Here is a 22,342-nt window from a genome sequence, read left to right on the forward strand (position 1 = left end):
CGCATGACGAAATTGCAGATCCGGCCAACGGGTCGCGAGAGCCCGTTCCGGGAAGACGAGATGATCGTCAGCAAGACCGATCTCAAGGGCCGCATCACCTATGCCAACGAAGTCTTCGAGCGCGTCTCGGGATATTCGATGAAGGAGCTGATCGGCCAGCCGCACAGCATCGTGCGGCATCCGGACATGCCGCGCTGCGTCTTCAAGCTCCTTTGGGACACGATCGAGGCCAAGGGCGAGATCTTCGCCTATGTGCTCAACATGGCCAAGAATGGCGACCATTACTGGGTGCTTGCCTGCGTGACGCCGACCCTCGACGCGCAGGGGAACATCATCGGCTACCACTCCAACCGGCGCAAACCGAGCCGCGAGAAGCTGGAAAAGATCATTCCGCTCTACCGCGCGCTGCTCGCGGAGGAGAACCGGGCCGCGAACCGCAAGGAGGGCATGCACAGCTCCTTCCAGCAACTGACCAGCGATCTCCAGAAGAGGGGCGTAGCGTATGATGAATTTGTCCTCACTCTCTAAGGCAAGCCTCCTCGCCTCGGCCGGCGCCATCATCCTCGCCATCTCGCTGCTGCCGCTCGGCCTTGGCGGATCGGTGACGCTCCCGGCGCAGGCGCTCGCGCTCGGCCTGATCGCGGGCGCGGCCTTCTACATGCGCCGGCTCGCGGGCGTGCTGCGCCGCGCCGCCAGCGTCTGCACCGCGGCATCGAAGGGCGACCTCGAAGCGCGCATCTTCGAGCTTCCAGAGCCCGGCTCCGTCGGCGAGATGCAGCGCGGCATCAACAACATGCTCGATATTTCGGACGCCTTCGTGCGCGAGGCGACGAGCACGGCCGACTATGTGAGCCGCGGCCTCTTCTACCGCGAAGTGCTGCTGAACGGCCTTCCCGGCTCGTTTGCAAACGCTTCGCGCGCGCTCAACGCCTCGACCGCCATGATGGCCGACAAGGTGCGGGAATTCGCCACCTTCGCCGATACCTTCGAGGCGAATGTCGGCCGCGTGGCGGAAAGCGTATCCGCCGCCGCCGTCCAGATGCGCAGCGGCGCCGAAACCATGTCGGTCAACGCCCAGCAGACCAGCGAGCAGGCGATGGCCGCCGTGGCGGCGACGGAGGAAGCCTCGACCAACGTCCAGACGGTCGCGGCCGCAACAGAACAGCTCTCAAGCTCGGTCGGCGAGATCGGCCAGCGCGTCGTCCAGTCGAGCACCATCGCCCAGTCCGCGGTCGAAAAGGCGGAGCGGACCAATGCCATCGTGCAGAGCCTCTTCGACGCCGCGCAGAGGGTCGGCGATGTCGTGACGCTCATTCACGACATCGCGGAGCAGACGAACCTTCTCGCCCTCAATGCGACGATCGAGGCGGCGCGCGCAGGCGAGGCCGGCAAGGGCTTCGCGGTCGTCGCCAATGAGGTGAAGAGCCTCGCCTCGCAAACGACTAAGGCGACAACGGAAATCGCCGAGCAGATCGGCACGATCCAGAACGTGACCAATGAGGCGGTGGGCGCCATCGAGGACATCGGCTCCACCATTCGCGAGATCAACGGCATCGCCACCATGATCGCGAGCGCGGTCGAGGAACAGTCGGCGGCGACGCAGGAAATCGCGAGAAACGTGCAGCAGGCCGCCGCGGGAACGGAAGTCGTGTCCACCAATATCTGCACGGTGCGCGAAGCGGCGGCGGATACGGGCCGTGCGTCGGAAGACGTCTTCAGCGCCGCGTCCGATCTCACCACGCAGGCTCAGCGCCTGCAGAGCGAGGTTGCGAGCTTCATGAAAAAGGCGCGCGCCGCCTGATCGCTGCCACCTGATCGCTGAAGGGCGTTCCGCGAGAGCGGACGCCTTCGGCCCGCCTCAGGCGCCCTCCTCGTAGCCGACCATGATGGCGGGCTCGACGGCGTCGTCGGGCGCGGCCGCCGAAGCGACGCGCACCGGCAGGTGGCAGGTGACGCGCGTGCCCACATCGGGCGCGGATTCGAGCGTTACCCAGCCACCATGAAGTTCGACGAAGGAGCGCACGAGCGAAAGCCCGAGGCCCGCGCCACGGCGCCGGTCGGTCCCTGCGCGCGCCTCGAAACGATCGAAGACGGTTGCCTGAAACTCCGGCTTGATGCCGATGCCGGTGTCGGCGACATAGAGCTGGACGGCGTTTTCGAGCCGCTTCGCACCGATGGTGATGGTGTCGCCCGGCCGCGTGAAGGCGAGCGCGTTGGACAGAAGATTGATCATGATCTGCTTGATGCGCTTTTCGTCGGCGCGGATATGGCCGAGGCCCTCGGGACATTCGACCTTGAGCACGACCCTGTTCTTCTGCGCGGGGCGCTGGGCGAAATCCTCGGCGGCGAAGACCACTTCGGAAAGTTCGACATCGGAGAGGTCGAGCGTCATGGCGCCGGCCTCGATCACCGCGAGATCGAGAATATCGTTCACGACATCGAGAAGCGTCTCGGAGGATTCGAGAATGCCTTGCGTATATTCGTGCTGCTTCGGATTGAGATCGCCGAACATCTCGGCCTCGAGGATCTCGCCGAAGCCGAGAATATTGGTGAGCGGCGTCCTGAGCTGGTAGGAGACATGGCTGATGAATTCCGACTTGAGCCGGTCGGCGGTCTCGAGCGCATCGTTCCGCTCGCGCAGCGCCAGCTCCATCTTGATCGAGTCCGTCACATCGACATAGGTGAGAAGGCTCGCCCCGTCGGGAAGCGGCACGACGGCATAGTCGATCACCGTGTCGTCCGGGCGATTGAGCCTGCCGGTCGCAGGCGAGCGCACGCCCGAGGCCATGGTGATGCGCGCCTTGAGGCTTTCGACCTCGGCGTCGCTTGCAAAGAGCGGGCGGCTCGCCGCCAGCACCTCGTTCACATGCGGTTCGCCGCCAAGCACGTCGCCGGCGAGCGACCAGATGCGCGCGAAAGCCGGGTTCCAGAGTTTCAGGCGGCCATCCGAACCGAACACGGCGACGCCTTCATAGAGGTGATCGATCGTCTCGCGCTGAACGCGGGCGAGCGTGTTGTACGAACTTTCGAGATTGAGCTGCTCGGTGACGTTCTCATAGAGATAGATCACGCCGCCGAACGGATGGGCCTGCCCCAGAACCTTGATCGTGCGGCCATCGGGCAGGTGCCAATATTCCTCGATCGGATCGGGCGAGGTGTATAGCTCCATGCGGGCCTGCTTCCAGGCCTGGAAGTTCGCCTGCTCGGGCAGGCGCCGCAGCACGCGAAGCTCATCGAGCATTTCGCCATCGCTCGGCTCCGCATCGAGCCATTGCGGATCGAGCCCCCAAAGCTGCTCGAAGGCGCGGTTGCGGAAGCGGAGCCGCTTGTCCGGCCCGCAGATCGCGACGGCCGTCTTCACCCGGTCGAGCGTCGCGGCATGGCTCTCTATATGGCGGCGAAGCTCCGCCTCGGCATGATCGAGCGCGGAGACGTCGATCGCGACTCCAGCGAGCCCGTTCTTCACCCGTCGCTCGAAAACCTCGATGGCGCGGCGCTCGCCCGCCATGATCGCATGCGTGCGCTCCTCCGCCCGGTCGCGATCGAAGAGGCGGCGGCGCAGCCTTCCGAGCACGTCCTCGCCCAGAAGCTCGAGCCCGCGCTCCACCGCATCCTCGGGCGAGGCCGCATCGACGGCGCGGGCATAGGCATCGTTCACCCAGAGGAGCTTTCCCTCCTCGTCGCGGCGCCAGGCGGGGAAAGGCGCCGTCATCAACTGTTCCTCGAAGCGCGCGCGCGCGGCGTCGGCCTGGCGCAGCCTCTCCATGAGGCGGCTCACCTCCGCGCGCTCGCCGGTCACGTCGCGCAGCCAGAGCACGGCGAGAGCGCCGGCGGGCCTGCCCTCCGCCTCGAAAGTGCGCCCGTCCAGCGATTGCACATGGAGCGAAAAGCGCGCGCCGCGCGTCCGCAGGCGCTGCACGGCGGTGTTGAGGCGGCCCGCATTTTCCGGCTCGAGCCGTGAGAGCAGATAGGCGAAATCGAGATCGCCCGAGGCGGGATCGACGAGCGTCGCGGTCGAGCCGACGATGCGGGGCCGCGACTGGAAGGTGCCGGGCGCGGCGCGAAGGCTCTCCGGCGTCCAGATGAAGACAGCATCGGGCTCGGCGGCGAGGATCGACTCGGCGGAATGAAGTCGCGCTTCGAGGCTCGCAAGCTCCTCCTCGCGCGCGAGCGCCACGCGGCGCGCGATGCGGGCGGAACGCTGGCCCATGAAAGCGGCGGCCGCGCCGACGATCGCAATGCCGACGGCGGCGAGAAGGGAGAGGCTGACGCTCGGCTCGGCGGCGGCAACGGGCGGGACGCCGAGAGCGCCGAGCGCCTTGGGCAGACCCTGCTGGAGATTGCCGGGCAGTTCCGCGGCCGCGCGCGCGGCAGAGAGAGGCACGAGCGCGGCAAGACCCGCGACACCCGCAAGCCTGACGCTCCGATCGCTGCGCTTTCCCGCCGGCGGCGTCGCTTTCGTCTTCATGTTCCCCATTCGATGCGATTCGCACCGTCACACGGCCCCGAGGACAGCGATACTACAGCCCAGAGGTGCCGCGACAAAGCGCCGGGAGAAAGCCGCCACCCGGCAAGGGCGGCGGCTCGGGGAAACGATCAGTAGCGGTAGTGTTCCGGCTTGAAGGGGCCCGTATCCTCGACGCCGATATAGGCCGCCTGCTTCGGCGTGAGCTTGGTGAGCTTCACGCCGATCTTCTCCAGATGGAGCGCCGCGACCTTCTCGTCGAGCTTCTTCGGCAGGGTGTAGACCTTCTTCTCGTACTGGCCGGGCTTCGTCCAGAGCTCGATCTGGGCGAGCGTCTGGTTGGTGAAGGAGGCCGACATGACGAAGCTCGGATGGCCGGTGGCGCAGCCGAGATTCACGAGGCGGCCCTCCGCCAGCAGAATGATGCGGTTGCCACCCGGGAACTCGATCTCGTCGACCTGCGGCTTCACATTGTGCCACTTGAAGTTCCTGAGCGCGCCGACCTGAATCTCGCTGTCGAAGTGCCCGATATTGCAGACGATGGCGCGGTCCTTCATGGCGCGCATGTGTTCGACGGTGATGACGTCCACATTGCCCGTCGTCGTCACGAAGATGTCGCCACGCGGCGCGGCGTCCTCCATCGTCGTGACTTCATAGCCTTCCATCGCGGCCTGAAGCGCGCAGATCGGATCGATTTCGGTGACGATGACGCGCGCGCCCGCATTGCGGAGCGAGGCAGCCGAGCCCTTGCCCACATCGCCGAAGCCGGCGACGACGCCGACCTTGCCCGCCATCATCACGTCGGTCGCGCGGCGGATGCCGTCGACCAGCGATTCGCGGCAGCCATAGAGATTATCGAATTTCGACTTGGTCACACTGTCATTGACGTTGATCGCGGGCCAGAGAAGCGTGCCCTTCTTCTGCATCTCGTAGAGGCGGTGGACGCCGGTCGTCGTTTCTTCCGTCACGCCGCGAACGCTGCGCGCAACCTCGCCATACCAGCCCTGCTTGTGCTTCAGGCGACGCTTGATCGCGGCATAGAGGATCTCTTCTTCCTCGTTCGAGGCGGTGTCGAGAAAGGCCGTGTCGCCCTGCTCGGCGCGCAGGCCCAGATGGATGAGCAGCGTCGCGTCGCCGCCATCGTCGAGGATCATGTTGGGCGTGCCGCCATCGGCCCATTCGAAGATGCGATGCGTGTATTCCCAGTAATCCTCGAGGCTCTCGCCCTTCACGGCGAAAACCGGCGTGCCAGAGGCCGCGATCGCGGCGGCGGCGTGATCCTGGGTCGAGTAGATGTTGCAGGAGGCCCAACGCACTTCGGCGCCGAGCGCCTTCAGCGTCTCGATCAGCACCGCGGTCTGGATCGTCATGTGGAGCGAGCCCGCGATACGCGCGCCCTTGAGGGGCTGGGACTTGCCGAATTCGGCGCGGGTCGCCATGAGACCGGGCATTTCCGTCTCGGCAATATCGATTTCCTTGCGGCCCCAATCGGCGAGGTTGATATCCTTGACGACGTAGTCCTTGCTCATGGGAGCTCCTTCGGGAATGCCAATGACTGCGGGCGCATATGGGCGCCATTCTGGATTGTCGGCCTTATAACAGGGGCGCGGCAGTCCGACAAGAATCACATAAAGAAATGTTTATGTCTTTGTTTTCGCCGGGCAGGGCGCCGGATCAGTCCCGTTCGCCGAAGCCGTCCGAGACCAGGGCTTCCAGCGCATCGAGGGCGGGCTCGGCTTCGGGGCCCTCGGCCTCGATCAGGATGCAGCAGCCGGGGGCGGCCGCGAGCATCATCAGCCCCATGATCGAGGTGCCAGAGACGGTATGGCCGTCCTTGGACACCTTGATGCGCGCGTCGAATTTCTCCGCACACTGAACGAATTTCGCCGAGGCGCGGGCATGGAGCCCGCGGCTGTTGACGATATTCAGAAGCCGGTTATGCGGACGGGTCGTATCGTCCATTCAATGACCATCCATCGGCTCAGGCCCCATCGCCCGCGAGAACGCGGCTGGCGATGGAGATGTATTTGCGCCCCGATTCCTGGGCGAGGTCGACCGCCTCGCCGAGGCTCGCCTGATCGCGGATGCTGGCCAGCTTGATGAGCATGGGCAGATTGACGCCCGCGATCACCTCGACTCTGGCCTTGTCCATCACCGAGATGGCGAGGTTCGAGGGCGTGCCGCCGAACATGTCGGTGAGAAGAATGACGCCGTCGCCCGAATCCGATGTCGCCACGGCCTCGAGGATATCGCGGCGGCGCTGCTCCATATCATCGTCGGGCCCGATGCAGATCGCCGCCACCTGCGGCTGAGGCCCAACGACATGTTCCATGGCCGCGACGAATTGGCTGGCCAGAGCGCCATGCGTTACCAGTACTAGTCCGATCATCAAAAGCCCTCTTCGCCGCTCCAGTCCGAACTGCAGGCTGGATCGCCGGCCGTGCCCCTGCGGAGGCGCGTATCGTGCCTCCAATCGTGCTCAAAAGACAAGCATGCAGGGGTCGCCATAACAACGCCTTCAGATACCGCCTCCGCCAAGGCACCCGTCATCGCCGGGAAAGCCCTGGGCGGGGATTTTTTCAAGCGCGAGACGTACCTTCTCGGCGGCCGTCAGGTCAAATGCATGCAGCGCGAGAAGCGGCAATTCGACCTCCGCCAAGGTGGCGGAGCGCGGTTCGGGCAGCCGCGGCACCTCGTCGCGCCGGACGAGATCGACGACGAGCGCAACCTCGGCGCGAACCGCATGAGGCAGGCGCAATAGCCCGAGGCCCCTGAGTTCCAGAAGCCCGGCCAGCGCCGCCGCCGGCGAGGCCAGAAGCCGCCCTTCCTCGACGGAAAGGCCGACCTGATCGTCGGCGACGAGAAGCGCGCTCGCCCCCTCGCCGCGGATCAGGCGGAAGGCGAGATCCGACTTGCCCGAGCCCGAGGGGCCGCGGAGGAGAACGGCGCGCGCGCCGACGAGAACGCAAGTGCCGTGAACGAAGAGGAGCGCAGACATTTCCGCTCTTTCAGTTGGCGGGTATCGGCAGTTCGACCACGAAGCGGGCGCCGAGCACGCGGCCTTCGGGCCCGTCGCCCTCGTGCCGGTTTTCGGCGCGGATGGTTCCGCGATGAGCCTCGACGATCTGCTTGGAGATCGCAAGTCCGAGGCCGGAATGCTGGCCGAAACTGTCCGGCCGGTCGGTATGGAAGCGGTCGAAGATGCGCTCGAAATTGTCGGGCGGAATGCCGGGGCCCTCGTCCTCGACCAGAATGACGATGCGGCCGGGCGCCCGGCGGGCCGAGACGAGAACCGTTCCGCCTTCGGGGCTGAAGGTGAGCGCATTGTCGATGAGGTTGCGCACCACCTGTCCGAGCCGCATGTCGAAGCCCTTGACGATGAGCCCCGCGCGGCCTTGCGGCCCGGGGTCGATGTCGAGCTTCACATCGGCGGAGCCCGTGACGCCGGTTTCGGTGAAGAGATCGCAGACGGTTTCGAGGAGCGTGGCGACATTGACGTTGTCCATCTCCTCGCGTGAAAGCTCCGCATCGAGGCGCGAGGCGTTGGAAATGTCGCTGATGAGCCGGTCGATGCGCCTGACATCGTCCTGGATGATCTGCATGAGCCGCGCCTTGGCCGCTTCATCCTTGGCGAGCGTGAAGGTCTCGATGGCGCTTCTGAGTGAGGTGAGGGGGTTCTTGAGCTCATGGGCGACATCGGCGGCGAAGCTCTCGATCGCGTCGATGCGGCTGTAGAGCGCGTTTGTCATGTCGCGCAGCGCGCCGGACAATTCGCCGATCTCGTCGCGCCGCGCGGTAAAGTCCGGAATCTGCGCGCGCCTCGTCTTGCCCCGGCGGACGATTTCGGCCGATTCGGCAAGCCGGCGCACCGGCTCGGCGATGGTGCCGGCAAGCACGACCGAAAGCAGGATCGTCACGCCCAGCACGACGAGAAACACCTGCACGATGGCGAGGCGCTCCGCCCGGACGATGCGGTCGATATCGCCGCCGCGCGTCGACAGCATGAGCGCGCCGAGCACGGCGCGATAACGCTGGATCGGCACGGCGACGGAAACGATGAGCTCGCCGCGATCGTTGATGCGCTCCATGCTCGAGGGCAGGCCGCCCAGCGCCCGCGTCACTTCACTGTAGATGGAGCCGTTCTGGCTGCCCGCCTCCTTGTAGCGTTCGAGATCCCGCCCCGGGAGCAGCATGAGCAGGCGGTCGCGGAGCCGGCCGATGGGCCCTTCCGATTCCGTGCCCGCGGGCGGCGGCAGTTCGAAGGCGACGATCTGGCCGGATGCGGTGAGTTGACGTGAATCGAGGATGAGCCAGCCATCCTTGTCATAAAGGCGGGCGCGCGTCTGCGTCGGCAGAACGAGGCGGCGCAGAATGGGGGCGGCATTTTCGGGAATGATCGGCAGGCCGCGATCGGCCGTCTCGTCATCCATGTCGCCGCGCGGGCGGATGTCGAGCGGCTTGCCGCGGCGGCGTTCCATCTGGTCGAAGACCGGCGCGGCCTCGTTCGACGTCGCGCCTTCGGCTATGGCGCCGGCGATGATCTCGGCCTGGGTCAGAAGGCTCTGGCGGCGCGCGTCGATCAGCCCCTCGCGGAACTGGTTGAGATAGAGAATGCCGCCGAGCATGATGAAGAGCGCGACGACGTTGAAGACGACGATACGGCGCGTGAGGCTCGAAAAGCGCCCGCGCAGGAGGAAGCTGCGGAAAGCGGCGAAGGCATGGGCGACGAGCGCCTCGACGAATTGCCGGAACCTCGCGGCGAGGCGCGCGGCGCGCGAGACGGCTTCTTCCCGCCGGGAGGCGGGCGCCTTGGCCGATCCGGTGCCTCCGGCTTCATGCTCCGTCACGCTCGCCATGCCATGCTCATCGGGTGAAGGCCCTCCGTCGCATCTCTATGCCGATCGCAGGGCGCATCCCCATCCGGGGAATCCACAGCATTCCGTATCGGGGTCTAGACTTCACGATAGCGATAGCCGACGCCGTAAAGCGTCTCGATCGCGTCGAAATCATCGTCGACTTCCTTGAACTTCTTTCTCAGCCGCTTGATGTGGCTGTCGATGGTCCTGTCATCCACATAGACCTGATCGTCATAGGCCGCGTCCATGAGCGAGTCGCGGCTTTTGACATAGCCGGGCCGCTGGGCGAGCGCCTGAAGGATGAGGAACTCGGTCACGGTGAGGACGACCGGCTTGCCGTCCCAGGTGCAGGAGTGCCGCTCGGGATCGAGCACGAGCTTGCCGCGCTCGAGCACGGCCTTCTCGGGCCCTTCGGCGGGCGCGCCCTCGGCCTTCGGGCTCACGCGGCGCAGCACCGCCTTCACCCGCTCCACCAGCAGGCGCTGCGAGAAGGGCTTGGTGATGTAGTCGTCCGCGCCCATCTTCAGGCCGAAAAGCTCGTCGATCTCGTCATCCTTGGAGGTGAGGAAGATCACCGGCAGGTCCGACTTCTGGCGCAGGCGGCGCAGAAGCTCCATTCCGTCCATGCGCGGCATCTTGATGTCGAAAACGGCGATGTCCGGCGGATTGGCGGACAGGCCCGCAAGCGCGGCCGCTCCGTCCGTATAGGTCTGCACATGGTAGCCTTCCGCCTCGAGCGCCATGCTCACCGAGGTCAGAATATTGCGGTCGTCATCGACCAGAGCGATGGTGGGCATCGACCCCCGTCCCTTTTGCAGAGGCTCTTTTCCGGCTTCATCCATTCGCGACCCCTCCAGAGGCAGGCTCTCTGCCCGGCAAGTTTCCAAACAGCCGAAGCCTTAGGGTCGCTTTTGGCCTAAAATGTGGCGGCAGTATAAGCACTTGGGCCGGTTCGCGCCACGGTTTATGCCCATAATGCGTGCCCTCGCCGCCCCTGCCCCACCCCCGCCAGGCGCCGGTCGGGCCGCGTCCCGGGCCCGGCCGGCCGGGACCTCGCCGCGCCGCGAAATCCGGGGGGCGAAGTGTGGCCAAAGTACCATTCCGGCGCCCGGCCATCGCGACCCAGTTGCGCGGGCCAAGCCTCACAACTATGGTGCCGCCATTCGGAACAGGGACATCGGCACCGGGGCGGATCGCACACCGGACCGGGAACCTTCGGGGACCGTCTTCACATGCTTCGGGAGGCGGCCGATAGCGGCTTAGCCGATGCGAAGCCGCGCCGCATGATATAGTGCGCGCGGATGAGCCGGATTTTCGGGCCGAATGCGAAGCAGTGACGACCCAGGCGAGACGAAGAGAAACCAGTTCAGCAAAGATTCAGGAGGCAGTGAGACCGGCGGCCCCGGATGGCCCCCGATGACGGGAGAAAATTTTTCCGTCCCGGGCGTTCAAGCCAGGCAAGCCAGCCCCATATGGGCAAAGGCCCCAGCCTCACGAGCAGCACAGGAGAGAAGGTGTGAAACAGACCGGGCCCTACATCAGCAAATACGGAGTCGATAAAAGCGGCTTCAAAAATCTGGCCGCCGCCCACTGGAACTACCGGCCGGCCGCCCTCTACGAGGAAGCAATCCGCCGGGGCGAAGGCATGGTCGCCGCGAACGGGCCCCTCGTCGTCAAGACCGGCGTTCACACCGGCCGTTCCGCGAAGGACAAGTTCATCGTCCGCGACGCGAACACCGAAAAGTCCGTCTGGTGGGACAACAACAAGTCGATGACGTCGGAAGCCTTCGACCTCCTCCACCAGGACATGCTGAAGCACGCCGAGGGCAAGGAGCTCTTCATTCAGGATCTCTTCGGCGGCGCCGACAAGACCCATCGCCTCGCGACCCGCGTCTATTCCGAATATGCCTGGCACTCGCTCTTCATCCAGAACCTGCTGATCGAGCCGAAGCCGGAAGAACTCGACGACTTCCTTCCCGAATTCACGATCATCGACCTGCCGAGCTTCGTTGCGGACCCGGCGAAGTACGGCGTTCGCACCTCGACGGTCATCGCCTGCGACTTCACCAAGCGGATCGTGCTGATCGCCAACACCTCCTATGCCGGCGAAATCAAGAAGTCCGTCTTCTCGATGCTGAACTACGAGTTGCCGCCCAAGCGCGTCATGCCGATGCACTGCTCGGCCAATATCGGCGCCAAGGGCGACACGGCGATCTTCTTCGGCCTTTCGGGCACCGGCAAGACCACGCTCTCGGCCGATGCGAGCCGCACGCTCATCGGCGATGACGAGCATGGCTGGTCGGAGAACGGCGTCTTCAATTTCGAAGGCGGCTGCTATGCGAAGATGATCAAGCTCTCGGCCGAGGCCGAGCCGGAAATCTACGCGGTGACGCAGCGCTTCGGCACCGTGCTCGAAAACGTGGTGATGGACGAGACAACGCGCGAGCTCGATCTCGACAGCGCCGCGCTCGCCGAGAACAGCCGTGGCGCCTACCCGCTCTCCTTCATCCCGAATGCGAGCGCGACCGGCACCGGCGGCCATCCGAGCAACATCATCATGCTGACGGCCGACGCCTTCGGCGTGCTGCCGCCCATCGCCAGGCTGACGCCGAGCCAGGCCATGTATCACTTCCTTTCCGGCTACACGGCCAAGGTCGCCGGCACCGAAAAGGGCGTGACGGAGCCCGAGGCGACCTTCTCCACCTGCTTCGGCGCGCCCTTCATGTCGCGCCATCCGACCGAGTACGGCAACCTGCTGCGCGCGCTCATTGCCGAGCACAAGGTCGATTGCTGGCTCGTCAACACGGGCTGGACGGGCGGCGCCTATGGCGTCGGCAACCGCATGCCGATCAAGGCGACGCGCGCGCTGCTCGCCGCCGCGCTCGACGGTTCGCTCTCGCATGTCGAGTTCCGCACCGATCCGAATTTCGGCTTCGAGGTCCCGGTCAGCGTTCCGGGCGTCGACACGAAGATCCTCAACCCGCGCGACACATGGGCCGACAAGGCCGGCTATGACGCGCAGGCGCAGAAGCTCGTGAAGATGTTCATCGAGAATTTCGCCAAGTTCGAGGATCACGTCGATCCCGACGTGCGCGCCGCCGCCCCGACGGCCAAGCGCGCCGCCGAGTGATCGCGCTTTCAGCGCAGTTTGCGAAAAGCCCGGGCCTCAAGGTCCGGGCTTTTCTGCTTTTCAGGGTGAGTAGCCATGTACAGGGATCGCATACGCAACAAGGAACTGCATGACAGGATCGTCAGCGCGGAGGAAGCCGCCCTTCTCATTCGCGACGGCATGACCATCGGCATGAGCGGCTTCACGCGGGCAGGCGAGGCGAAGGCCGTGCCGCTGGCGCTTGCCGCACGCGCCAAACGTGAGCCGCTGAAGATCACGCTCATGACGGGCGCCTCGCTCGGCAACGATCTCGACAAGACGCTCGCCGAGGCGCATGTGCTGGCGCGCCGCCTGCCCTTCCAGTCGGACCCGGGGCTCCGCAAGGCGATCAATGCGGGCGAGGTCATGTTCATCGACCAGCATCTTTCCGAAACGGTCGAGCTTCTGCGCACGCATCAGATTCCCGAAGTCGACATCGCCATCGTCGAGGCGGTCGCCATCACCGAGACGGGCGGCATCATCCCGACCACCTCCGTCGGCAATTCGGCGAGCTTCGCCATTCTCGCGCCCAAGGTCATTGTCGAGATCAACCTCTCGCAGCCGCTTCTCCTCGAGGGTCTTCACGACATCTACATCCCGACGAAGCGGCCGCATCGCGAGCCCATTCCCGTGATCGCGCCGGAAAGCCGGGTGGGCCTGCCCTATATCCACATCCCGCCGGAGAGGATCGCGGCCATCGTCATCACCGAGAAGCTCGACAGTTCGGCGAAAGTCTCGCCGCCCGACGAGGGGACGCGCGCCATTGCGGGCCATCTCATCGACTTCCTCGGCCATGAGGTGAAAAAGGGCCGGATGGGAAGCGATCTGAGGCCGCTTCAGGCGGGCATCGGCTCCGTCGCCAATGCGGTGCTGCACGGGCTCATCGCCTCGCCTTTTCACGACCTTAAGATGTATTCGGAAGTCCTGCAGGATTCGACCTTCGATCTCTTCGATGCGGGCAAGCTCGTCTTCGCCTCGGGCTCATCCATCACGCTCTCGGCGGAGAAATATCGCGAGGTCATGCCGAATATCGGCGATTACAAGCAGAGGCTCCTCCTCCGCCCGCAGGAGATCAGCAATCACCCGGAGGTCGTGCGCAGGCTCGGCGTGCTCTGCATCAACACGGCGATCGAGTTCGACATCTATGGCAATGTCAACTCCACCCATATAGGCGGCACACAGATGATGAACGGCATTGGCGGTTCGGGCGATTTCGCGCGCAACGGCTATCTCTCGATCTTCGTCACCAAGTCGATTGCCAAGGAAGGGAAAATCTCGAGCGTGGTGCCGATGGTCTCCCATGTCGACCACACAGAGCATGATGTCGATATTCTGATCACGGAGCAGGGGCTTGCCGATCTGCGCGGGCTTGCGCCACGCGAACGCGCGGCGCTCATCATCGCCAACTGCGCCCATCCGCTCTATCGCGACCGGCTCGCCGACTACTACAAGCGCGCGCTCGCGCGCGGCGGGCACACGCCGCATGTGATCGAGGAGGCGCTTTCCTGGCACATGGCGCTCTCTGAACGCGGCACGATGCTGCCGGGCTGAGCCGCCTTCAGGGCTTTCTGGCCGCCCGCGTTTCCGCCGGCTTGCCGACATGGGTCGGCGTCCAGGCGGGCGGATCGCTGGCGGGAAAGGTTCCCTCGCCCGCCAGATCGACGAGTGCACTCGCCTTGGCGGCTTTTTTCGCAGCCGCCGGCTTCTTGGCCTTTTCACGCTTCACAATGGACACCTCCGTGGTACGACCCGTTTTAGATGGGGTCGACGGCAGGGAATCCCAAGGGCGTCCCCCCGCGATCAATGCGCCTCGTCCCAGTTGCCCGCGGCGCGGGCGTCGACATCGAGCGGAACCGAGAGCTTGACGGCCGGCTCCGGCGCCGACGCCATGACGCTGGCGACGAGCTTGCAGGTCTTTTCCGCCTCGTCCTCCGGCACCTCGAAGATCAGTTCGTCGTGAACCTGGAGCAGCATGCGCGCGGCGACCTTGGCTTCGGCAAGCGCCACAGGCATGCGGATCATTGCGCGGCGAATGATGTCTGCGGCCGAACCCTGAATGGGCGCGTTGATCGCGGCGCGCTCCATGAAGGCGCGCTCGGCCGGGTTCCTGGAATTGATCGCGGGGATATGCACGCGGCGGCCGAAAACCGTCTCGACATAGCCGAGCTGGTGCGCCTGCTCCTTCGTCGCTTCCATATAGGCGCGAATGCCGGGGAAGCGTTTGAAATAGCGCTCGATATATTCGCCCGCCTCCTGGCGCGAAATGCCGAGCTGGTTGGCGAGGCCGAAAGCCGAAATACCGTAGATGATGCCGAAATTGATCGCCTTGGCGCGGCGGCGCACGGCCGGGTCCATGCCTTCGACCGGCACGCCGAACATTTCCGATGCGGTCATGGCGTGAATATCGAGCCCGTCGGAGAAGGCTTTCTTCAGCGCGTCGATGTCGGCGATATGAGCGAGTAGGCGTAGCTCGATCTGGCTGTAATCGGCAGAGACGAGCCTGTTGCCCTTCTCCGCGACGAAGGCCGTTCTGATCTTGCGGCCGTCATCGGTGCGGACGGGGATGTTCTGAAGATTGGGGTCGCTCGATGAAAGACGCCCCGTGGTCGTCGAGGCCAGCGCGTAATTCGTGTGCACGCGGCCCGTGTCGGGATGGATGAAGGAAGGAAGCGCGTCCGTATAGGTGCTTTTCAGCTTCGACAGGCCGCGCCAGTCTAGCACGGCGCGCGGCAGGGCATGGCCCTGAACGGCGAGTGCTTCGAGCGCATCGGCATCGGTCGACCAGGCGCCCGTCTTCGTCCGCTTGCCGCCCTCATGCCCCATCCGGTCATAGAGGATTTCGCCGAGCTGCTTGGGCGAGGCGATGTTGAAGCGCTCCCCCGCGAGGCGATAGATGTCCTCCTCATATTCCGCCATCTTCTGCGCGAAGTCGGCCGAGAGGCGCGCAAGCACATTGCGATCGACCTTGACGCCCGCGCGCTCCATGGCGACCAGAACGGGTACGAGCGGCCGCTCCAGCGTTTCATAGACGGTGGTGCGGCCCTCCGCGACGAGACGCGGCTTCAGTACATGCCAGAGCCTGAGCGTCACATCGGCATCTTCCGCCGCATAGGCGACGGCCTTGTCCACCGGCACCTGATCGAATGTGATCTGCGCCTTGCCGGTGCCTGCGACCTCGGAGAAGGCGATGGGCTTGTGCCCCAGATGCAGTTCGGAAAGCTCGTCCATGCCGTGCCCGTGGAGCCCGGCATCGAGCGCATAGGACATCAGCATGGTGTCGTCGATCGCGTCGACCCTGAGCCCGTGCTGCGCGAAGACGATGAGATCATATTTGATGTTCTGCCCGACCTTGAGAATGGAAGGGTCCTCGAGCAGCGGCTTCAGCGCCGCGAGCGCGTCGCGGAGCGGCATCTGCGCATGGGCTGCGGCATTGTCGAGATCGAGCCCGCCGCCATTTCCGTGCTGAAGCGGCACATAGCAGGCTTCGCCCGGCTCGATGGCGAGCGAAAAGCCGACGAGGCGCGCGAGCATGGGATCGAGCGAATCCGTCTCGGTATCGACCGCAACGACGCCCGCCTCCCGCGCGCGCGCGACCCAGCCCTCAAGCTCGGCAAGCGTCGTCACCGCCAAATATTTCGCCTCGTCGAACGGACGGTCGATGCCGGGCTTCACGATGCCCGGAACGCCGCCGCGCGGAGACGCCGCATCGTCCTTGCGGGCCGGAGCGGATTTCTCCGCCCCTTCCTTTCGCACGGGATGGGCGCCCGAGGCTGCGATCTTGTCCATATCGACGCCGAAGTGCTCGGCCACGCGGCGCGTCAGTGTCGTGAACTCCATATCCTTCAGGAAGCCGATCAGCGTCGCCGGGTCGGGATCGTGAAGCCCCATCGTCGTGATCGGCACATCGACCGGCACATCGTCATCGAGGGTCACGAGCCTTTTCGATATGCGCGCGATCTCGGCATTGGCGATGAGATTTTCGCGGCGCTTGGGCTGCCTGATCTCGCTCGCGCGGGAGAGCAGCGTTTCAAGGTCGCCATACTGATTGACGAGTTCGGCCGCCGTCTTGATGCCGATGCCGGGCACGCCGGGCACATTGTCGACGCTGTCGCCGGCAAGGGCCTGCACATCGACCACCTTGTCCGGCGGCACGCCGAATTTCGCGATCACCTCGTCGCGGCCGATCGACTTCAGCTTCATCGTGTCGAGCATGTCGACGCGGTCATTGACGAGCTGCATCAGGTCCTTGTCGGAAGAGACGATGGTGACGCGCGCACCCGCCTCATGCGCCTGGCGCGCATAGGTGGCGATGAGGTCGTCGGCCTCGTAGCCCATCATCTCGATCGAGGGGACAGAGAAGGCGCGCACGGCATCGCGCACAAGCGCAAACTGGGGAATGAGGTCCTCGGGCGGCGGCGGGCGATGGGCCTTGTATTGCGGATAGATATCGTTGCGGAAGGTCGTGCCGGAGGCATCGAAAATGACGGCGAGATGAGTGGGCTCGAACTCGTCCTTCGTGTCCTTGATCAGCTTGTAGAGCATGTTGCAGAAGCCGGCGACGGCGCCCGTGGGCAGGCCGTCGGACTTTCGCGACAGGGGCGGCAGCGCGTGATAGGCGCGGAAGATATAGCCCGAGCCATCGACCAGAAAGAGATGGTCGCCCTTCTTCAGGGGTCTTTCCGCAATGTTTTGAGGGGCTTCGCTCTTCGCCACGCCGTTTGCCTTCCTTTATCAGTATCAGTGGTCGAGCGCCGATGCGGGTTTTCAGGGAACGCCGCGCCTGCGGGATGCAGGGATGCGGCGGAACGCGAGACCGGACGATTTGACGCTGTTGCGAGGCGGATGATACCAACTCGGAACGCCGCGCACAAAAGAGCCCGCACACGATAAAGAGCCTTCTCGATGGCCGAAATCATTCCCGCCGATCCCGCTTATTCCGCCAGGGCCGCCGTTCCGCCGGAGCCCGCGCCCGGAAACGAGACCGGAAACGCGATCGAGGCGCGCGGCCTGCGCAAGGTCTATCGCGCGAGCGGCGGCCAGCCCGCGAAAGAGGCGCTCAGGGGCATCGATCTCGCCGTGCCGCGCGGCTCGATCTTCGGGCTGCTCGGCCCCAATGGCGCGGGCAAATCGACCTTCATCAACATTCTCGCCGGCCTCGTCATCAAGACCTCCGGCTCGGCCTCGGTCTGGGGCTTCGATATCGACGTCAATCCGCGTCAGGCGCGGGCGGCGATCGGCGTCGTGCCGCAGGAACTCAACATCGACCCGTTCTTCACTCCCGCCGAGGTGCTGGAGCTGCAGGCCGGGCTTTATGGCGTGCCCAAGCGCGAACGCCGGACGATGGAAATCCTGCGCGCCATGGGCCTGGAGGACAAGGCCGACGCCTATGCGCGGACGCTTTCGGGCGGCATGAGGCGCCGCCTCCTCGTCGCGAAGGCGATGGTGCACAATCCGCCCGTGCTCGTGCTCGACGAGCCGACGGCGGGCGTCGATATCGAGCTTCGCAAGCAGCTCTGGGACTATGTGAAATCGCTCCATGAGCAGGGCACGACGATCGTGCTCACGACGCATTATCTCGAGGAAGCCGAAGCGCTCTGCGACACCATCGCCATCATCGACAAGGGGCAGCTCGTCGCCTGCGAGCCGACGCAGCGGCTCATCGCGCGCATCACCGACAAGAAGCTCATCATGCGGACGGCCCGGCCCGTGACGCCAGAAATGGCGGCGATGGAGGGGCTCAGAACCGAGATCACCCAATCGGGCGCGCTCTCCGTCCAGTACAATCCGCTCGAGGCGAGCGTCATGGACATTCTCGACCGGGTGCGGGCGCGAGGGCTCGAGATCGTCGATATCTCGACGGAAGAATCGGACCTCGAAGACGTGTTCCTCCAGCTCACCTCGTCTCACTGAGGCTGGCGAGGCCGGGGACGCCGGCGAGGCCGGAGACGCCGGAGACGCTCTAGCCCAGCGGCGAGGCCCGCTTCACCAGTTCGCCCATCGTCATGCCGACATGCGCGCCGCCGACTGAGAGCGGCAGGCAAACAAGCTCGATTTCGGTCGCGGCATGATCGTCGCCAAACTGCGCGGCCCCGTGGAGGCGGAGGGGACGGCGCAATTCGCAGACGATGGCGAGCACCTTGGCGGCGGCCGAGGCGGCCTTGTCCGACAGGCCGTCGGCAAGGCTGCGGCCCGTGAAATCGCGGGCGAAAAGCTCGTTGAGGGCCGTGCCCATCAGCCGGACATGAAAATCCCTGGGCGTCACCGCCGGGGGCTCGGCCCCGATCAGGAAGACGGAGGGCAGGTGGCTCACAATGTCGCCGGGGTTCACATCGGCGCGCGCAGGCATTGGGCGGCCCGACCGCTTCTCGTTCCAATAGGCGAAAAGCTCGCGAAGGCGGCGGTCCTGGAGCTCAAGCAGCGGATCGATATAGACGTCGAAAGGAGATAGCCGCAGATGATGCGCCGACATGAACTTCCCAAACCCGCCCCCGGCCGCGCGAGGGCGGCCAAACATCCCGATCCGTATAGATCAATTCGCAGGGAGCGCCAAGCAGGCGCCCTGGCGCATTTCGGCCGATCCTCGTGCCGATTCGCGCCGGTTTCGGCCGGAACGGCGCGTAGGATAGGGCCGGAGGCCCCCGCACCCGGGGCGCGCGAAACATGCGGCGCGCCAGGTTTCGGGGCGGGCGTCACGGCGGATTGTCAGGGCGTTCCGTTTCATCTAATTTGCGCCCCATCGAAGAGGGCCTTTCCCGAGGCCCGGCGCGGCACCCGTAGCTCAGCTGGATAGAGCGCTGCCCTCCGAAGGCAGAGGTCACACGTTCGAATCGTGTCGGGTGCGCCACTACTTCCAATGACTAAGACGGGCCTCCACATGGATGGAAATGCTCTGGGTAGCGCCAGGGTAGCACGCTCTATCAGCCAATTCCTGCCGATGTTTTCCACAGATTCGATCACTGCCACGGCCCTTTGTCCGCCTCTCTAGAGAGTTAGAGATGAAGCGCTGAGGGTGGGTTCGCTTTCCACGGCCCCCTCTCGCGCTCTCCAAACAGGGCTGTAGAGAGCGGGCGGTGAGAAGCGAATGGGTGCTATGAACACCAATAGTCGATGGGTCACGCTCGCAAAAGGCGCACCACATTGCCTACATCTTCCTTATCAAACGAACTCATTTGACGAAGACGTTTAGCTTCCGACGCCGTGATGCGAGCTAGTACCTGCGGCGGGTGAAAGCCCTCTTTCCAGATGCGCAATTGCTCTATGTTGATGGGCTGCATGCGTTGAACCCTCGAAAGCCGAATTCCGATGGCTTCTCGCGCACCTTCAAAATAGCTATCGAAGTCGTCGCGGTTGATCGCAATGCGATCAGAGTATGTTTCCCATACAGCTTGAGGAGTCCCCCGAAAGATAGTGTCTATGATTGCGACGCCAACGATCGAAGCAGCGGGCCGCGTCGCGTAAATCCACAGACGAGCGCCGACCTCTATAGGAGGAATACGACGGCGAAGCTCGACTGTTTTTCTGCCCGATAGAATGGCCTCTGCGAAGGCGGGGCGGATCGAGATAATTGCTTCACTGAATTTTGCCATTGGACCACGCGCAGGTGAGAATGGAGTCAATTTTCTCACTTGAAAGCGAGACGGCAGATACAAGGTTGGTGGGACCGACGGCACCAAAGCGCTTCAACGCGTCGAATGCCACCGGCGCAGGGAACACCATAAGGTTGTCAAAAGTGGTCAAAAGCACATTGTCGGTTGCAGAGAACCCATCGGCGGTATCGATCACCAACCGCTTGTCGGATTTAGGGTTCAACTGCGATTTGGGAACCACAATCGAATTAACGATCCGTGCCACGGCCACAGCAGCTCCTCGCCCACTACCTTTCCCCTTGGATTCGTAGAAAATGATCGGAGCGCCAACCCGCATGTTTCCGGCAGTTCGTGGCGAGTTGACGTAGCCCCGCAGCGATAGAAATGCTGCATCGCGGTTAACGATAAACGGCAGATTGGACTGGACCCCCGTTCCCAGCAACTCGTCGGCGTATGTGTGAGTGATGGGAACGATGACACCGTCTCGCCCCGGCCAAACTAGGAGGGTTGGACTAAGCAGATCTTCCAAAGAGGCCGGATTGATCCGAGCTGTTACCCCCTTGGCAGTCTGAATATCAATCTCTTTACCAGCCGACGTGAAGGGCAACACATTCGGCAGGATAAGCCCCGTTCGTCGACGCACCTGTTGAACCACAGCAGGCCACGTACTCACAGAACAGGGTCTGCCAACCGCGATCTTTGCGAAAGTCGACGAATTTGCATGTCGTTGAAAACCACGCGCAGCGGCCAACTTGTTAACGATCGATTGTCCCGGAAGATGGGCCAACTCAATCACGATAGGCGCACGCACACTTGAGGTGCGTATGAGCGTGCCAAGCAGATGATCCGCAAACAGTTCGGCATCATGGTGCTCACTTCGGACATGCACGATCATGCGTGCAGTAGGATCGACGCCTTTCGGGACATGAACTACCCCGGCTGCGACGACACGTTCATCACATCGAACCGCGCGGCGCTGGATGAACTCCGCCGATGCATCCAGCTTTACAAATTCCGCAATGGCGGAGGTTGGTACGCCCACTTCCGTGAAATATGTCCCCAGCTGCGCACTATCTATGGAGCTGAGTTCAAAGCCATCGCCGCGTAACGCGACCGCGTCCGAGCTAATCGGCTCTGGCAACAGGTCCAGCACTTCTTCAACCGTCGCAATGTCAATTCCGAATGTCGAAAGAAGCTCGTTGCGTGCATTCAGGATAGGACCGTCACGAGTGATAAAAGCCGCAGCACGCGAAATGGCCGCATGGGCGAGGTGCCTTGCATCACTTCTGGCTTGATCTGTACCTACCCCTTTGGCGTTCCGCTTTACGAATACAATGTCGTAAATCTGGTTAGCTACCTGATCCAATGCAGACGCATCGGGCTTCGGCAATCTTGGAAGCTGCAATGCCATTTGAAGGACGGGGTCAACAGATGGGCCATTCGATGTTCTTCGGAGCTCAGAAACAAATTCATCCGCGACTGCCAGACGAATTGTATGCCCCAAGGCCTCACCAAATAAACGGCGAGCCCGTTTAGATTGAGCCCGTTGCTTAACAAGGTCGAAATACACGTTTAGGTCAAACGCAAAGACCGGAACTTCTCCGGGGTTGCGGTGCCGAATCCCAAGATCGATTTGCGGGTCGGCTTGAGCCGCAGCGAAGGAGAAAAGATTGTCGGTGTCAAGTTGACGCGAATGAACAACGATTTTGCGCCCGCGCGCCCTACCCCCAGCGCGCTCGAGTACTGGCTCGAAGCCGTTCTTAGTATAGAAAGCAAGGGCGTTCGGAAGATCGGAGGCGATATCCGCCTGGATGGATAGGAAGCCGGCACGTTCAAGTTCCGAAACAAGCGCTTTCAGAAGGGACGACGCCACCCCTGCTTTTCGGAATGTATCGACTACTGCGATCTGCTGAACCTTTGCATTGGGAAATACACCGCTATGCAAAAGGTACCCTACGAAACTGCGGGACTTACGATCATCGACGATGGCAGCGATCAATCTTCCGCGTCCGATCGCATCTTCAAAAGCCTTAGCTGGCAGGAAGCCAAGGGCATTATCTTTTTCGGAGTCGGCGAGCGACTGAATCTCCGGGAGCAGCGCCGTCAGCGCTCCAAGATCTTTCTCTATAATTACATTTAAGCGCTTCACCGCTTGCTCCCCGATTTAGCAGCAGTGCGGGTGTCAGACGCCGTGCGTTGATCGTCAGTCACCATGCAAACGGCTTCATCTGTACGTTCTCACAATTACTATCCAATTTCGGGGCCATCAAAATCAAGGCCGATATGC

General features: G+C 63.7%; 17 protein-coding genes and 1 tRNA gene. 6 read left to right on the top strand and 12 right to left on the bottom strand.

From position 1 onward, the window contains the following. Positions 1–3 precede the first annotated feature (3 nt). Together WBG82_RS13635 and WBG82_RS13640 are read left to right on the top strand one after the other, a co-directional pair. On the top strand, positions 4–528 hold the full coding sequence (locus tag WBG82_RS13635) for a PAS domain-containing protein (protein WP_424425087.1): 525 nt from the start codon (positions 4–6) through the stop codon (positions 526–528). Then, entirely contained in the window at positions 512–1,801 is a 1,290-nt protein-coding gene (locus tag WBG82_RS13640; protein WP_424425089.1) for a methyl-accepting chemotaxis protein, read from the top strand. The genes WBG82_RS13635 and WBG82_RS13640 overlap by 17 nt, the downstream gene beginning before the upstream one ends. A gap of 57 nt (positions 1,802–1,858) precedes the next feature. Here WBG82_RS13640 and WBG82_RS13645 read toward each other — a convergent pair whose 3' ends face one another. The 7 genes from WBG82_RS13645 to WBG82_RS13675 all read right to left on the bottom strand — a co-directional run bounded on the left by WBG82_RS13645 (position 1,859) and on the right by WBG82_RS13675 (position 10,118). After that, positions 1,859–4,468: an ATP-binding protein gene (locus WBG82_RS13645; protein ID WP_424425091.1), complete on the bottom strand. Its 2,610-nt coding sequence runs from the start codon at positions 4,466–4,468 to the stop codon at positions 1,859–1,861. Between the two features lie 128 nt (positions 4,469–4,596). Then, positions 4,597–5,994: an adenosylhomocysteinase gene (gene ahcY, locus WBG82_RS13650; RefSeq protein ID WP_424425093.1), complete on the bottom strand. Its 1,398-nt coding sequence runs from the start codon at positions 5,992–5,994 to the stop codon at positions 4,597–4,599. 145 nt (positions 5,995–6,139) lie between these two features. Further along, positions 6,140–6,427, bottom strand: coding sequence for an HPr family phosphocarrier protein (locus WBG82_RS13655; RefSeq protein WP_424425095.1), 288 nt, complete (start codon positions 6,425–6,427; stop codon positions 6,140–6,142). A 19-nt stretch (positions 6,428–6,446) separates the two neighbouring features. Beyond that, on the bottom strand, positions 6,447–6,854 hold the full coding sequence (locus WBG82_RS13660) for a PTS sugar transporter subunit IIA (RefSeq protein ID WP_324300793.1): 408 nt from the start codon (positions 6,852–6,854) through the stop codon (positions 6,447–6,449). A gap of 129 nt (positions 6,855–6,983) precedes the next feature. Continuing rightward, a complete protein-coding gene (locus WBG82_RS13665) occupies positions 6,984–7,463 on the bottom strand; it encodes an HPr kinase/phosphorylase (RefSeq protein WP_424425097.1) in 480 nt (159 codons plus the stop codon). 10 nt (positions 7,464–7,473) lie between these two features. After that, on the bottom strand, positions 7,474–9,321 hold the full coding sequence (locus WBG82_RS13670) for a stimulus-sensing domain-containing protein (protein ID WP_424425099.1): 1,848 nt from the start codon (positions 9,319–9,321) through the stop codon (positions 7,474–7,476). A 95-nt stretch (positions 9,322–9,416) separates the two neighbouring features. Beyond that, positions 9,417–10,118 (bottom strand): response regulator, encoded by a 702-nt coding sequence (locus tag WBG82_RS13675; RefSeq protein WP_424425101.1) that lies wholly within the window; start codon positions 10,116–10,118, stop codon positions 9,417–9,419. Positions 10,119–10,837: 719 nt separating this feature from the next. Between WBG82_RS13675 and WBG82_RS13680 the strand changes: the two genes are divergently transcribed. Continuing rightward, a complete protein-coding gene (locus WBG82_RS13680) occupies positions 10,838–12,451 on the top strand; it encodes a phosphoenolpyruvate carboxykinase (protein WP_424425103.1) in 1,614 nt (537 codons plus the stop codon). A 75-nt stretch (positions 12,452–12,526) separates the two neighbouring features. Continuing rightward, positions 12,527–14,020, top strand: a complete 1,494-nt coding sequence (locus WBG82_RS13685) for an acetyl-CoA hydrolase/transferase family protein (protein WP_424425105.1) — start codon at positions 12,527–12,529, stop codon at positions 14,018–14,020. A gap of 7 nt (positions 14,021–14,027) precedes the next feature. On the opposite strand, the gene WBG82_RS13690 is transcribed toward WBG82_RS13685, so the two are convergent. Next, on the bottom strand, positions 14,028–14,195 hold the full coding sequence (locus tag WBG82_RS13690; protein WP_424425107.1) for a hypothetical protein: 168 nt from the start codon (positions 14,193–14,195) through the stop codon (positions 14,028–14,030). 74 nt (positions 14,196–14,269) lie between these two features. After that, positions 14,270–17,140 (bottom strand): DNA polymerase I, encoded by a 2,871-nt coding sequence (gene polA / locus WBG82_RS13695; protein WP_424425130.1) that lies wholly within the window; start codon positions 17,138–17,140, stop codon positions 14,270–14,272. Between the two features lie 231 nt (positions 17,141–17,371). Here polA and WBG82_RS13700 point away from each other — a divergent pair, with 231 nt between their 5' ends. Further along, entirely contained in the window at positions 17,372–18,379 is a 1,008-nt protein-coding gene (locus tag WBG82_RS13700) for an ABC transporter ATP-binding protein (protein WP_424425109.1), read from the top strand. 49 nt (positions 18,380–18,428) lie between these two features. Here WBG82_RS13700 and WBG82_RS13705 read toward each other — a convergent pair whose 3' ends face one another. After that, complete coding sequence (locus WBG82_RS13705; RefSeq protein WP_424425111.1) at positions 18,429–18,938, bottom strand: PAS domain-containing protein; 510 nt, start codon at positions 18,936–18,938, stop codon at positions 18,429–18,431. Between the two features lie 298 nt (positions 18,939–19,236). Here WBG82_RS13705 and WBG82_RS13710 point away from each other — a divergent pair. Further along, a tRNA-Arg gene (locus tag WBG82_RS13710) sits at positions 19,237–19,313 on the top strand. 268 nt (positions 19,314–19,581) lie between these two features. Here WBG82_RS13710 and WBG82_RS13715 read toward each other — a convergent pair. Next, complete coding sequence (locus WBG82_RS13715) at positions 19,582–20,055, bottom strand: ASCH domain-containing protein (RefSeq protein ID WP_424425113.1); 474 nt, start codon at positions 20,053–20,055, stop codon at positions 19,582–19,584. Then, on the bottom strand, positions 20,039–22,204 hold the full coding sequence (locus tag WBG82_RS13720; protein WP_424425115.1) for a GNAT family N-acetyltransferase: 2,166 nt from the start codon (positions 22,202–22,204) through the stop codon (positions 20,039–20,041). Before WBG82_RS13720 ends, WBG82_RS13715 begins: the two co-directional genes overlap by 17 nt. Between the last annotated feature and the right edge of the window lie 138 nt (positions 22,205–22,342).

Source organism: Parvibaculum sp. (genome assembly GCF_049671045.1).
Taxonomy (GTDB): Bacteria; Pseudomonadota; Alphaproteobacteria; order Parvibaculales; family Parvibaculaceae; genus Parvibaculum.